This window comes from Mitsuaria sp. WAJ17, assembly GCF_014174515.1.
GTDB lineage: Bacteria > Pseudomonadota > Gammaproteobacteria > Burkholderiales > Burkholderiaceae_C > Roseateles_B.
The window spans coordinates 190,810-202,713 of record NZ_JACJUG010000003.1 but is presented as its reverse complement, the minus strand read 5'-3'; the positions used below and the strand labels follow the sequence as shown (position 1 = coordinate 202,713).

8 protein-coding genes and 1 tRNA gene are annotated in these 11,904 nt (G+C 68.3%); 2 read left to right on the top strand and 7 right to left on the bottom strand.

From position 1 onward, the window contains the following. Window positions 1-14: 14 nt before the first annotated feature. From H5407_RS03965 to H5407_RS03950, 4 genes are all read right to left on the bottom strand, one after another. Window positions 15-773, bottom strand: a complete 759-nt coding sequence (locus tag H5407_RS03965) for an N-acyl amino acid synthase FeeM domain-containing protein (RefSeq protein WP_183103122.1) — start codon at window positions 771-773, stop codon at window positions 15-17. A 282-nt stretch (window positions 774-1,055) separates the two neighbouring features. Next, window positions 1,056-2,678 carry an amidase gene (locus H5407_RS03960; RefSeq protein ID WP_183103121.1) on the bottom strand — a complete coding sequence of 541 codons (1,623 nt, stop codon included), beginning with the start codon at window positions 2,676-2,678 and terminating at the stop codon, window positions 1,056-1,058. Window positions 2,679-2,889: 211 nt separating this feature from the next. Continuing rightward, window positions 2,890-3,636, bottom strand: coding sequence for a SapC family protein (locus H5407_RS03955; RefSeq protein WP_183103120.1), 747 nt, complete (start codon window positions 3,634-3,636; stop codon window positions 2,890-2,892). After that, window positions 3,633-4,934, bottom strand: coding sequence for a hemolysin family protein (locus tag H5407_RS03950; protein WP_183103119.1), 1,302 nt, complete (start codon window positions 4,932-4,934; stop codon window positions 3,633-3,635). The genes H5407_RS03955 and H5407_RS03950 overlap by 4 nt, the downstream gene beginning before the upstream one ends. A gap of 117 nt (window positions 4,935-5,051) precedes the next feature. On the opposite strand from H5407_RS03950, the gene H5407_RS03945 reads away from it, so the two are divergent. Together H5407_RS03945 and H5407_RS03940 are read left to right on the top strand one after the other, a co-directional pair. Continuing rightward, a complete protein-coding gene (locus tag H5407_RS03945) occupies window positions 5,052-5,879 on the top strand; it encodes a symmetrical bis(5'-nucleosyl)-tetraphosphatase (RefSeq protein ID WP_183103118.1) in 828 nt (275 codons plus the stop codon). Between the two features lie 55 nt (window positions 5,880-5,934). Further along, a tRNA-Ser gene (locus H5407_RS03940) sits at window positions 5,935-6,024 on the top strand. Between the two features lie 159 nt (window positions 6,025-6,183). Here H5407_RS03940 and H5407_RS03935 read toward each other — a convergent pair. The 3 genes from H5407_RS03935 to H5407_RS03925 are packed head-to-tail and all read right to left on the bottom strand — an operon-like array spanning window position 6,184 to window position 11,881. Next, window positions 6,184-9,393 carry a CusA/CzcA family heavy metal efflux RND transporter gene (locus H5407_RS03935; RefSeq protein WP_183103117.1) on the bottom strand — a complete coding sequence of 1,070 codons (3,210 nt, stop codon included), beginning with the start codon at window positions 9,391-9,393 and terminating at the stop codon, window positions 6,184-6,186. A 10-nt stretch (window positions 9,394-9,403) separates the two neighbouring features. Next, complete coding sequence (locus H5407_RS03930) at window positions 9,404-10,645, bottom strand: efflux RND transporter periplasmic adaptor subunit (protein WP_183103116.1); 1,242 nt, start codon at window positions 10,643-10,645, stop codon at window positions 9,404-9,406. Window positions 10,646-10,672: 27 nt separating this feature from the next. Beyond that, window positions 10,673-11,881 (bottom strand): TolC family protein, encoded by a 1,209-nt coding sequence (locus H5407_RS03925; RefSeq protein ID WP_183103115.1) that lies wholly within the window; start codon window positions 11,879-11,881, stop codon window positions 10,673-10,675. Window positions 11,882-11,904: the final 23 nt, after the last annotated feature.

Below are 11,904 nucleotides of genomic sequence, written 5' to 3'. Positions count from 1 at the left end.
CGCCTCGCACGGCCTTACTGCAGCGAAGCCGTCAGCTCCTCCAGCAGCACCTCTTCTTCAGCGGAAGAGTAGCCGAAAGGGTACAGCGAGCGAGCCACGGGACCCAGATGCGGCTGGCCACCGTAGCGCAGCACCTGCTGCTGGGCATAGTGGAAGTCCAGGCACATCAGCACGGCCGGAGCCTTCACGCGAGGATTCATGCGCTCTTCGCTGCAGATGCGGAAGCCGAGCATGCGCTGGTAGTAGCCTACATGGCGCGGATTGACCTCCACCACCAGCAGCTCGGCGCCGCGCAGGCGGAAAGCCTGCAGATAGGCCATGTGAAAGAGGCAGGCCAGGACACGCTTGGAGGCTTCGTCGATGTCCATGGCCAGTTGGGTGAATTCGCAGAGACGGCGGCCGCCGGCGCGAAGCTGGCGCATCTCGGTCTTGAAGACCTGATCGGCGGCCAGGCCCTCGCTGCTGTCAAAGCGCACGCTGAGGGTGCCCAGCACCGCGCCTTCGCGGGCAGCCGTCAGGGTCAGGAGATCGGCTTCCTGGCCTTCGAGGCCGGCTGCGGCAGCCTGCCCGGCCTTGGCGGCAATCGCATAGCCGCGCGCAGCGTACTTTCGCCCGACCAGCTCGCGCGCCTGCAGGCGCTGGCTGGCAGACATGGCCGCACTGATGCGGAACGCTCGCACGGGAGCAATGGTGTTGGCGCCCCCAGACCGCAGGGTCGCACGCAGGGCGTCAGCGGCCCCGGCGGCAAGAAAACCTGCACTGTCAGCAAACATCCAAAGACTCCCTCAAGGTGTTCAAGGTCGACGCAGTCTAGCGACGATTCGGAATCAAAACCGTGAAAAACATCGCTTCCTACAACATACACAAAGTCTTACACCGCCCCCCATGACCTGAACCAATTCAATACAGGGTTAACACCGGATTCACAGGGATTTCGCTGATCATTGCTGTGGGCCTGCCGCCACGCCCCCGGTTCCTATGGCAAGGCCTGACCCTCGCAAGGCCTGACCCCGGCAAGGCCTGGCCCTGTGTCCATGCGCTCGTGCTACGAGCCTTCATTCCTTCAGAAAGGCCGGCAGCACCCGCCGCCGGCTGGCCTGCTCATAGGCATGGGCCAGGGCCAGCAACTTGGCGTCCTGCCAGGCCAGGCCACCGAAGGACAGGGCCGCCGGCAAGCGCGCGACCATGCCCATGGGCACGGTGATGTGGGGATAGCCCGCCACCGCGAACGGCGTGGTGAAGCCGCCCGCGGTGAAGTGGTCGCCCAGCACCGGATCGGTAAGCCAGGCCACATTGCCAGTGGGCGCCACCACAGCGTCGAGCTGGTGCTCGGCAAAGAGCGCATCCAGGCCCTCGGCGCGCGCGTAGCGGCGGTTGGTGGCCAGGGCCTCGCGGTAGACGGTGGCCTCCAGGCCCTCGGTGGCCTCGGCCTGCTCGAAGAGCTCCTGGTCGAAGAACGGCATGACCGTGCCGGCGTGCTGACGGTTCCAGGCGATCAGCTCGCCGAGATTCCCGACCGGGGCATCCGGCTGGAATTCAGCCAGGTAGTCGCGCAGGCCGGCCTTGAGCTCGTGCATCAGCACAGTCAGCTCGGTCTCGGCGTACTTGGCCTGGTTGGGGATCTCCAGCTTATCGACCAGCACCGCGCCCTGCTGGCGCAGCACCTCCAGGGCCTGCTCGAACAGGGCCATGACCTGGGGCTGGGGTGGCATGGCGGCACGGATGACGCCAATGCGCGCGCCCTTCAGCGCGTCCTTGCGCAGAGCACCTTCAAAATCCAGGGCCGCGCCCGGGGGCAGGTCTTGCGTGGCGGCATCGCGGCTGTCGCGGCCGGCCATGCACTGCAGCAGCAGGGCCGCGTCGCGCACCGAGCGCGTCATGGGGCCGGCGGTGTCCTGGGATGCGGCAATGGGGATGATGCCGTCCCGGCTCAGCAGGCCCAGGGTGGGCTTGAGGCCCACGACGCCGCAGATGCTGGCGGGCGAGGTGATGGAGCCGTCGGTCTCGGTGCCCACGGCCAGGGCGCAGAGGCCGGCGGCCATGGCCACTGCGGAGCCGGAACTGGAGCCGCTGGGATTGCGGTTGAGCAAGTAGGGATGCCGCGTCTGGCCGCCGCGGCTGCTCCAGCCGCTGGTGGAACGGCTGGAGCGGATGTTGGCCCACTCGCTGAGATTGGTCTTGCCCAGGATCACGGCGCCCGCCTCGCGCAGGCGCTTGACGATGAAGGCGTCCCGCTTGGCATGCAGGCCGGCCAGGGCCATCGACCCCGCCGTGGTCGCCATGCGGTCGGCGGTGGCGATGTTGTCCTTGATCAGCACGGGGATGCCGTACAGCGGGCCGCGCTCGGCCTTGTGCCGGTCGGCATCGAGCTGGCGGGCCTGTGACAGGGCGTCGGGATTGAGCTCGATCACCGAGCGCAGCTGCGGGCCGCGGCGATCCAGCATCTCGATGCGGTGCAGGTAGTGGCGGGTCAGGCGCTCGCAGCTGAGCCTGCCTTCGCGCAGGGCGGCCTGCAGCTCGCGCACGTCCATCTGGTCCCAGGGGGCATTGAGTCCTGGCGATTGGGCGGCGGCCTTGGGTGCCGGCGATGCCTCGGCTGGGCCCAGGGCAGCCGTCAGCGCGGCGCTCAAGGGCAGGGAACCCGCGACAAATCCGCGGCGGCTCAGGATGTTGTTCATGTGCCAGTCAACCCCCAACGAAAAGGGACGCTGGATTCTGACAGCGGCTTGTGACAGCAGCCTCGGTACAAGCCCGACGAATGCAACAAGCCTGCGCAGGCCCGCACGTGGGCAGCGGAAAGCGGCGTACCTGCCCTTCACCCATGAAAAAGGGGCAGGTCACCCTGCCCCTTGCGGCACCCCGACCGCCTCGCGGCGGTCAGACGCTGTTTCAGTCCTTGCGGGCCAGTTGCAGCTGCGCCAGGCGGGCCATATTGCCCAGGGACAGCCGGTGCATCTCCAGCAAGGCCAGCAGACCATTGCGGTGCAGGCGCACGACGGTGGCGTCGTCCAGCTCAGCCAGCTTCTTCTCGTCCACAGTCATGAACCCATCGACGTCAACCTTATTGCCGGCCTCGTTGGTTGACTCGAAGCGCATGTCCTGCAGGATGCCCAGCTCAACCAGCTCATGGCAGGCGGCGCGGGTGCGCTCGGTCTCGCGCTCGTAGCTTTCGACGAAATTCTTGGCATTGACCAGGAACTCGGTCGCCTCGCCGTTGGCGGCGAACAGGGCCTGACCCTCGGTCTCGGAGAAGCCCGCCCACTGGTCGTCGATGCACAGGGCCATGTTCCCCTGGTCATCGATGTGGGCCATCATGAAGGGATAGCGGCGCACATAGGCCGGGGCGTAATTGGCCGTCCACCGGCCGTCCTCGACGAAGAGGTTATGGCCGGGCTTCAGGCCCAGCACGGCCAGAGGTGCCACGGCCTGCTTGCCGCCGTCCTTGGGGGCTTCGCCAGCGCGCACGAAGACGATGGGGAACTCCTTGCAGGCTTCGGAGAACTCGACCGTCGTCAGGAACATCGAGTTCAGTTCCTTGACCTTGTCCACCGTGGACAGGTCCGTGCGCAGGTGCAGCTTCTTGTGGGCCTCGCGGTCCAGGGGAACCACGCTGCCAAACATCGGGGGGGTGCTCATTCTTTCTCTCCGTCTTCCGCCAGTCGGCTGACCAGCACTTTGTCCACACGCTTGCCATCGAGGTCCACGACCTCGAATCTCCAGGCGTTCCACTCCACCACATCGGCCGTGCGCGGCAAGCGCCCCAGCAGCAGCATCACCATGCCGGCCAGGGTGTTGTAGCGCCCACGATCCTCTTCGGGCAGTTCCTTCAGGCCCAGGCGGTCCTTGAACTCGGGCACGGGGATCAGGCCATCCATCAGCCAGCTCCCGTCCTCGCGCTGCACCGCCCAGGCGTCACCATCACCGGGCGCATTGAACTCGCCGGCGATCGCTTCCAAGACATCACGCACAGAGATCACGCCCTGCACTTCACCGTATTCATCGACCACGAAGACCAGGGGCGCATTGGATGCCCGGAAGTGCTCCAGCAGCTCCATGCCCGACAGGGTCTCCGGCACGAAGACCGACGGCTCCAGATCCTCGCCGAGGGCCAGGTCTTGCCCCGCAAGCACGCGGGCCAGCAGGCCCTGCGCGGTGGCGATGCCCAGCACGTCGTCCAGGCCGCCGCGGCAGACCGGATAGCGGCTGTAGCCATGGGCCTGCAGCATCTTGAGCACGGCCTCGGGCGTGTCCTCGACATCCAGCCAGGCGATCTCGGCGCGGGGGATCATCATGGAGCCGATCTGGCGCTCGTCGAGGCGGAAGACATTGCGCACCATCTGGTGCTCTTGCTCCTCGATGACCCCGGCATCCCGGCCTTCCTCCAGGCTGGCGGCGATCTCCTCCTCGGTCACGCTGCGCTGCGCCTTGCCGCGCAAGCCCATCAGGCCCAGCGTGGCCTCGGTGCAGAAGCTCAGGAAACGCACCAGCGGGCGCGCCACCAGCGAGAGGAACTCCATAGGCGGCGCCACCATGCGGGCCACGGTCTCCGGATAGATCTGCCCCAGGCGCTTGGGCACCAGCTCCCCAAAGATGATGGTCACCACGGTGATGATCAGCACCACCAGCGCGGTGGCGGTGATCTCCACCGCGCGGTCATGCAGGGGCGTGACCGTCTTCAGCCAGGCGGCCAGGGGCGCGGAGAAGGCCGCATCGCCGACGATGCCGTTGAGCACGCCGATGGACGTGATGCCGATCTGGACCGTCGAGAGGAACTTGGTGGGGTCGTCATGCAGGTCCATGGCAGCCTGCGCCCCAGACTCGCCCGACTCCACCAACACCTGCAACCGCGCCTTGCGACTGGCCGACAGGGCCATTTCAGACATCGCGAAGAATCCGTTGAGCAGCAGCAGAAAGAGAAGTAAGGCGGTATCCATGGAGAGCGCCAGGTGGCAGGGGCATTCAGGGAAAACCCTGGCCGGGCGCGATAAAACCAGTCGAAGCGCGCAAGCGTAGCAGAAGCCCGTGGCGATTCCGACCGCACAATCCCGGTGATGAACTACCTGATCGGTGACCTGCAGGGCTGCTGCGACGCGCTGGAGCGCCTTTTGCAGACCCTGGACTTCTCGCCTTCGCGCGACCGCATCCACTGCCTGGGCGACCTCGTCAACCGCGGTCCCGCCTCACTGCGCACCCTGCGGCGCCTGCAATCCATGGGCGAGGCCGCGCAATGCCTGCTGGGCAATCATGACCTGCACCTGCTGGCCACCGCGCACGGCGCTCGCAAGCCCGGCAAGAGCGACACCCTGCGCGACATCCTCGACGCCCCCGACCGCGAGGCCCTGCTGGACTGGCTGCGCCAGCAACGCATGGCCGCCGAGGTGCAGGGCTGGCTGCTGGTGCATGCCGGCGTGGTGCCGCAGTGGGACCGCGCGCAGACCCTCTCGCTGGCCGCCGAGGTCGAGTCCCTGCTGCGCGGCCCGGAGTTCGCCGATTTCCTCCACGAGATGTATGGCAACGAGCCGGACCGCTGGGATGAGGGCCTCCAAGGCACGGCCCGGCTGCGCTTCATCGTCAACGTGCTCACACGCATCCGCTTCTGCTCGGCCGAGGGTCAGCTGGAGTTCAAGAGCAAGGACGGCGCCGGCGAGGCGCCGCCCGGCTTCATGCCCTGGTTCGAGGTGCCCGGCCGCCGCAGTGCGGGCCAGCCCATCGCCTTCGGCCACTGGTCCACCCTGGGCCTTCAGCAGCGGCACGACCTGCTGGCGCTGGACACCGGCTGCGTCTGGGGCGGCTCGCTGAGCGCGGCCCTGCTCGACGCCCAGGGCCAGCTCAGCGACATCATCCAGGTGCGCTGCCCCCAGGCACAGAAACCGGGCTGAGGCCAGGCTGCGGCGAGGCCGCTGTGGCCAGGGTTAGAATGCGCCCTCTCCCGCGGGAGACGTGGCCGAGTGGTTTAAGGCAGCGGTCTTGAAAACCGCCGAGGGCTTATCCCCTCCGTGAGTTCGAATCTCACCGTCTCCGCCAGACATTGGCGCGGCGCACGGCCTTGTCCGGCCCTGGCCCCAGCCCACGCACCCGCCCGAGCCCCTCTCCCAGCAAGAGCCCTGCCACCACTGAGCAGCGCCAGTCGCGCCGCCCGCCAAGCAGCAAACGGCACGGCGCCCCGAAGGAGCAAGGGCCGGCCTAGCGGAGCGTGGACCCGCTCAGCAAAGCGGAGGGCGACAGGCGCTCGCCCCCCTTCGGGACCGCCTCAGCGGTTTCAAGGCCGTCGTCCTTGCCATGGGCCCAGCGATACAGGATGGGCAGCACCAGCAGGGTCAAGGCGGTGGACGAAAGGATCCCGCCGATGACCACCGTCGCCAGCGGGCGCTGCACCTCCGCCCCCGTCCCCGTTGCCAAGGCCATGGGAACAAAGCCCAGTGAGGCCACCAGCGCCGTCATCAGCACCGGGCGCAGCCGCGTCAGCGCGCCCTCGCGGACGGCCTCATCGAGGCTGCGCCCCTCCTCCCGCAGCGAGCGGATAAAGCTCAGCATCACCAGCCCGTTGAGAACCGCCACCCCAGAGAGCGCGATGAAGCCGACTGCCGCGGAGATGGACAGCGGGATGCCGCGCATCCACAGCGCCAGCACGCCACCAGTCAACGCAAAGGGGATGCCAGTGAACACGAGCAGGCCGTCCCTGACCTTGCCGAACATGGCGAAGAGCAGCACGAAGACCATCAGCAGGGACAGCGGCACCACCAGCTGCAGGCGCCGGGTGGCCGACTGGAGCTGCTCGAAGGTGCCGCCCCAGCGCGTCCAGTAGCCTGCCGGGATCTTGATCTTCTGCTCGATAAGCGCCTGAGCCTCCTCCACGAAGGAACCAAGATCGCGCCCCCTCACGTTGGCACTGACCACGACGCGGCGCTTGCCGTTCTCGCGCGAAACCTGGTTGGGGCCAGGCGCAAGGTCCAGTGTGGCCAGCTCTGCAAGCGGCACATAGCTCGTCCGCTCCTCGCCCCTTCCCCTAGGCAGCGGCACCGGCAGGCGACGCAGGGCCTCCAGGTTCTCGCGCTGGGCGTCGGGCAGGCGAACGAGCAGGCCGAAGCGGCGGTCGCCCTGGAAGACGGTGCCGGCCTCGCGGCCGCCGATGGCCGTGGCCACCGCGTCCTGGACTTCGCCCAGGCTCAGGCCGTAGCGAGAGGTCCTGGTCCGGTCGACATTCACCGTCAGCATGGGCAGGCCGGTGGTCTGCTCGACCTTCACCTCGGTCGCGCCCGGCACCGCCTGCAGGAGCTGGGCGATACGGCCGGCGGTGTCGCCGAGCACCTGCTGATCGTCCCCGAAGACCTTGACGGCCACATCCGAGCGCACGCCGGAGATGAGCTCGTTGAAGCGCAGCTGGATGGGTTGGGAGAACTCGTAGCTGCTGCCCGGCACCTTGCCGGCCTCCTCGCGGATGGCCGCCAGCAGTTCCTCGCGCGTCCTGCGCGGCTCGGGCCATTCGTCCTGGGGCTTGAGCATGATGTAGCCGTCGGAGATGTTGGGCGGCATGGGGTCGGCGGCGATTTCCGCCGTGCCGGTACGGGCGAAGATGCGCTCGATCTCGGGGAAGCGGGCCTTGAGCTGCGTCTCGAGCTGGCGCTGCATCTCGACCGATTGCGTCAGGCTGGTGCCGGGAATGCGCAAGGCCTGGAGGGCGAGGTCCCCCTCGTTCAGATTGGGCACGAACTCGGAGCCCAGGCGCGTCGCCACCGCGCCGCAGAAGGCCACGAGGACGGCGGCCATCGTCAGCACCACCGGCGCATGGGCCAGCGAGCGGGCCAGCAGCGGCTGGTAGCGACGCCCGGCCCACTGCATCAGCGCGTTCTCCTGTTCTGCCACCCGATCTCCCATGAAGAGGGCCACGGCTGCGGGCACGAAGGTCACCGAGAGCAGCAGCGCCCCCAGCAGTGCCAGCAGCACCGTGAAGGCCATCGGATGGAACATCTTGCCCTCGACGCCGGTGAGCGCCAGGATCGGAACGTAGACCACCATGATGATGAGCTGGCCGTAGAGCAAGGGCCGGCGTGACTCGCGGGCCGCCGCAAACACCTCATGCAGGCGCTCGCCGCGGGTCAGGGTGCGGCCCTTGTGCGCCTGGGCATGTGCCAGCCGGCGCATGCAGTTCTCGACGATCACCACGGCGCCATCAACGATGATGCCGAAGTCCAGCGCCCCCAGGCTCATCAGGTTGGCACTGATCCCTGCCTTGACCATGCCTGAGAAGGTGAAGAGCATGGCCAGCGGAATGACCATGGCGGTGATGAGCGCCGCACGAATGTTTCCCAGGAAGAGAAAGAGCACCGCCACCACCAGGGCCGCGCCCTCGATCAGGTTCTTCTGCACGGTGCGCACGGCCTTGTCGACCAGTGTCGTGCGGTCGTAGACCGTCACAGCCTTCACCCCGGCGGGCAGGGTCTTGTTGATGGCCTCCATCTGCCGGTCCACCGCGCGCGAGACCTGGCGGCTGTTCTCACCCATCAGCATGAAGACGGTACCGAGCACGACCTCCTGACCGTTCTCAGTCGCAGCGCCGGTCCGCAGCTCGCGGCCGAGCGCGACCTCGCCGATGTCACGCACGCGGATCGCCTGCCCCTGCGCCGTGCCGATGATGACGTCGCGGATGTCATCGACGGACCGCACCTGCCCCGGCGCGCGCACCAGATACTGCTCACCCTTGCGCTCGATGTAGCCGGCACCCTGGCTGGCGTTGTTCATCTCCAGCGCCTTGACCACGTCAGCCAGGCTCAGGCCATGCGCGGCGAGGCGCTCGAGGTCGGGCGCGACGACGTACTGCTTCTCGAATCCGCCGATGCTGTTGATCTCGGCGACCCCGGCGACGTTGCGCAGCTGCGGCTTGACGACCCAGTCTTGGATCTCGCGCAGGTCGGTCGGCGTGTAGGGCGAGCCATCCGCCTTGCGCGCATCGGGCGCAGCCTCCACGGTCCAGAGATAGATCTCGCCCAGGCCGGTGGAGATCGGACCCATCGATGGCGTCACGCCCGCCGGCAGGCGGTCGCGCGCCTCCTGCATGCGTTGGTTCACGAGCTGGCGTGCGAAGTGCAGGTCCGTGCCGTCCTTGAAGATGACCGTCACCTGAGACAGGCCGTAGCGTGACAGCGAACGGGTCTGCTCCAGGCCGGGCAGGCCGGACATCAGCGTCTCGATGGGATAGCTCACACGCTGCTCGGTCTCCAGCGGCGAATAGCCGGGAGCCTGCGTGTTGACCACCACCTGGATGTTGGAGATGTCGGCGACGGCATCGACGGGCAGGCGCGTGTAGCTGAAGACGCCCAGCCCGGCCATGCCCAGCACGGCGAGCATGACGAGCCAGCGCTGCTCGATGCAGAAGCGGATGATGCGTTCAAACATGCCGCCTCCTTCAGTGCGCGTGCTCGGCACTGGCCTTGCCCAGCTCCGATTTCAGGATGAAGGCGTTGCGCGTCGCGACCTGGTCACCGGCCAGCAGCCCCTGCAGGATCTCCACGGAGCGGCCATCGGCACGGCCGGTCCTGACCTCCACAGCCTGGAAGCCCTCGCTCACCACCTTGAAGACCACGTTCCGCTCCTCGACGCGATGGACGGCATCGATGGGAACGGCCACGGCCACCTGCTGCGGCGCCCCCAGCACGCTGACCGTCACGAAGAGCCCGGGGCGCCAGGCGCCCTGCGGATTGGCCAGGGTGACACGGGCGCGCGCGGTGCGCGTCTGCTCGCCCAGCAGCGAGCCAACGTAGGAGATGGTGCCCTGCACCTTCTCCTCGAAGGCGGAGGAGGACACGATGACCTGCTGGCCCACCCGCACCACGGCCAGATCCTGCGGTGCCACGGCAAACTCCGCCCAGACGGAGCGGAGGTCGGAGACCGTGAAGATGCTCGTGTCCTCGCGCACCGCCTCGCCGCGAGACAGGTGCTTCTCGACGATGGTGCCTTCGAACGGCGCCCGGACCTCGAAGCGACTCAGCCCGCTGCCCGAACTTGAGGCCCCCGAGGCGCCGATGGCCGAGAGCTTCTGCCGGGCGTTGTCGACGGCAATGTCGGCTTCGCGCAGCGCCGTCTGCGCCTGCTGGTAGTCCTGCTCGGCAGAGACCTTCTCCTGCCAGAGCCGCTTCTCTCGCTCATACGTGGCCTGCGCGGCCTCCTGGCGCCGCCGGGCCGTCAGCAGCTCGCTGCGCTGCTCGGACAGCGAGCTGCTGGCGATCACAGCCAGCAACTCGCCGGCACGCACCTGCTGCCCCAGCCCGGCCGTCACCGACTCCGACACGCCCGCCACCCTCGGCACGACGTGAGCGGTGCGGTCCTCGTTGAAGCGGACCTCGCCGTTGAAGTCGCTGGCGGCCTGGATGACCGCCGCCGCGGCGTCCACGACGCCGATGCCTGCACGCTGTCGCTGCTCCGCGCTCAAGCGGATCAGGCGCACGTCCTCGCGGCCGCCTTCCTCCCCCTCGTGCGCGTCGCCCTTGTCATTGCCTTTCTTGGCGCCCTCGTCGGCGTGGCCATGGCTGTCGCCTTGCGCTGCCAATGGCGCATTCGTCCGGCCGCCCCACAGGACGGCGGTGCCAGCGAGCAAACCGGCGCAGACGATCGCCATCATGGCGAGGCCCTGCTTCTTCGTGATGTCCATGTCTTGATGCCTTGTCTGTACGGTCGATCAACGACCGGTGATGCGGTCAATGGCCGCCACGGCCTGATGGGCGGCGGCCAGCGTGTTCAGGTAGCGGGCACGTGCCAGCAGCAGGGTGCGCTGGGCGTCCACGACGTCCAGGAAGCCGAACTTGCCGGCATCGAAGCCTTTGCTGGCCGCCTCATGGGCCTGCCGGGCCGAGGGGAGCACGGCCTCCTGCAGGATGGCGAGCGAGTGCCTGGCCTGGGCCAGCCGTTGCGAAGCGTCCTGCAGCTCGGTCAGCAGACGCAGACGCAGGGCCTGCAGCTCGTCGTCCGCCTTCTCGGCGCGGCGGGAGGCCTCCACGACGGCACCCTGATTGCGATCGAAGACCGGCAGGGGCAGGGTGAAGCCAACGATGGCCTGGGTGCGCCCCGCCGCCGCATCGCGCCGGGACCCCAGGTTCAGCACCAGGTCCGGCACGGCCCGGCTGCGCTCGACATCGACCAGCGCCCGGCGGCGCTCAGCCTCCAGGCGGCCCGCGAGCAGGGCCGGCGAGGCATCGAGCCGAGCCAGCAGCTCGTCCAGGGCGGGACGATGGGGCAGGACGGCGAGATCGCCCTGCACGCCCTCGAAAGCGGGCGCGGCGTCCCCAAGGACGGCGGCCAGCGCGGCGCGGGCCGTCTGCAGCCCGGCCCTGGACTCCGCCAGCTCCAGCTGCGCATTGGCACGGTCCACGTGCGCTCGGCTCGCCTCGAGCGGAGACACCTTGCCCGCGGCGACGCGCAGGGCCACGGCGTCCGCGGCGCGCCCTGCGATGTCGGCCGAGCCCTGGGCCAGTTGGACGCGCTCCTGGGCGAGCAGAGCGCCGAAGAAGGCCTGGATGACATCGGCACGGACGTCGGCCCGCACCTTGCTGAGCTCGGCCAGAGCCAGGCCCAGGGTGCGCTCGGCCGCGCCAACCCGTGCGGAGCGCTTGCCGCCCAGCTCCAGGGGGATGTCCAGCGTGATCGTCGTGGTCCGGCTGTCGCGGCGCAGGTCTTCCACGGTGGCGCTGAGTTCCGGGTTGCGCCAGAGGCCGGCCTGGAGGGATGCTCCGCGAGCGGCATCGACTTCCCTGACCGCCGCCGCGATCAACGGGCTTCGCGTGGCGGCCTGCTCAAGCGCCTGATCAAGGGTGAGGGAGTTTTGTGCCAGCGATGGCACAGGGCTGAGGAATGCGGCCGCCAGCCCGAGCGGCCCTACAAATGCTCTCATCGAATCTCATCGGTTGAAACCTG

What these genes read in the sequence shown, in the direction of transcription:
- H5407_RS03950 (WP_183103119.1), bottom strand. Translation starts at nt 4,934, where the DNA reads ATGGATACCGCCTTACTTCTCTTTCTGCTGCTGCTCAACGGATTCTTC.
- H5407_RS03930 (WP_183103116.1), bottom strand. Translation starts at nt 10,645, where the DNA reads ATGGACATCACGAAGAAGCAGGGCCTCGCCATGATGGCGATCGTCTGC.
- H5407_RS03945 (WP_183103118.1), top strand. Translation starts at nt 5,052, where the DNA reads ATGAACTACCTGATCGGTGACCTGCAGGGCTGCTGCGACGCGCTGGAG.
- H5407_RS03965 (WP_183103122.1), bottom strand. Translation starts at nt 773, where the DNA reads ATGTTTGCTGACAGTGCAGGTTTTCTTGCCGCCGGGGCCGCTGACGCC.
- H5407_RS03925 (WP_183103115.1), bottom strand. Translation starts at nt 11,881, where the DNA reads ATGAGAGCATTTGTAGGGCCGCTCGGGCTGGCGGCCGCATTCCTCAGC.
- H5407_RS03960 (WP_183103121.1), bottom strand. Translation starts at nt 2,678, where the DNA reads ATGAACAACATCCTGAGCCGCCGCGGATTTGTCGCGGGTTCCCTGCCC.
- H5407_RS03935 (WP_183103117.1), bottom strand. Translation starts at nt 9,393, where the DNA reads ATGTTTGAACGCATCATCCGCTTCTGCATCGAGCAGCGCTGGCTCGTC.
- H5407_RS03955 (WP_183103120.1), bottom strand. Translation starts at nt 3,636, where the DNA reads ATGAGCACCCCCCCGATGTTTGGCAGCGTGGTTCCCCTGGACCGCGAG.